Below are 949 nucleotides of genomic sequence, written 5' to 3' on the forward strand. Positions count from 1 at the left end.
TGTAAATCATTTTGGCTTAGATAGTGGCGACATAATCGCCTCGTGTGCGTCATGTACTAGTAATGCTGTTGTGCCAGTATTGAGTGCTATAGATGAACGCTTCGGTATTGTAGCTGGTTCGCTTACCACTATTCACTCCGCTATGAATGATCAGCCAACGATCGATGCCTATCATCATCAGGATCTTAGGCGTACTCGAAGCTCGATGAACAATGTGGTTCCCGTCGACACAGGTTTGGCGAAAGGTGTTGAGCGTATTTTGCCTGACTTGAAAGGTAAATTAACTGCGACTGCTATGCGAGTCCCTACGATTAATGTTTCAGCGATAGAGTTATCGTTGTATGTAGATATGGCCGTTAATACTAATGATGTGAACGCATTGTTAGCCGAAAAGGCTGGTGCCGATAAATTTGGTATTTTCCACTACACCGAAGAGCCGTTAGCGTCGAGTGATTTTGTTGGTGATACTCACTCAACAATTGTTGATGGTAGTCAGACAAGAGTGAGTGGCGGACGTTTGATCAAGGTTTTGACTTGGTTTGATAATGAATGGGCATACGCAAACCGTATGCTCGATGTTGCTAGATATTGGCTTGCAAAGTGACTTTTTGCAGGGCCGCAATGTTATATGGGAGATTATATGTCTGTTCTTAAAATGATGGATCTCGACCTTAAAGGAAAGAGGGTTTTGATTCGCGAAGATTTGAATGTTCCAGTTAAAGATGGAAAGGTAACGAGTGATGCACGTATTCGAGCGTCATTGCCTACAATCAAGCATGCTATGGAAGCCGGCGCTAAAGTAATGCTTATGTCTCATTTGGGTCGACCAACTGAGGGTGAGTATGATGAGGCTTTTTCACTGGCGCCCGTTGCTAGTCATATGTCCGATCTGCTCGGTAAAGATATTCCAGTACTAAAAGATTGGCAGGATACAGACGGTCTGAATGAC

1 protein-coding gene and 1 pseudogene are annotated in these 949 nt (G+C 43.8%); both read left to right on the forward strand.

What is annotated here, in order from left to right:
• Positions 1–604, forward strand: a pseudogene (locus A3763_RS03310) (erythrose-4-phosphate dehydrogenase); the annotation flags it as partial.
• 36 nt (positions 605–640) lie between these two features.
• Positions 641–949 (forward strand): phosphoglycerate kinase (pgk, locus tag A3763_RS03315; RefSeq protein ID WP_082880357.1); only part of this gene is annotated, 309 nt, incomplete at its 3' end.

The sequence above is a fragment of the Oleiphilus sp. HI0128 genome (assembly GCF_001635365.1).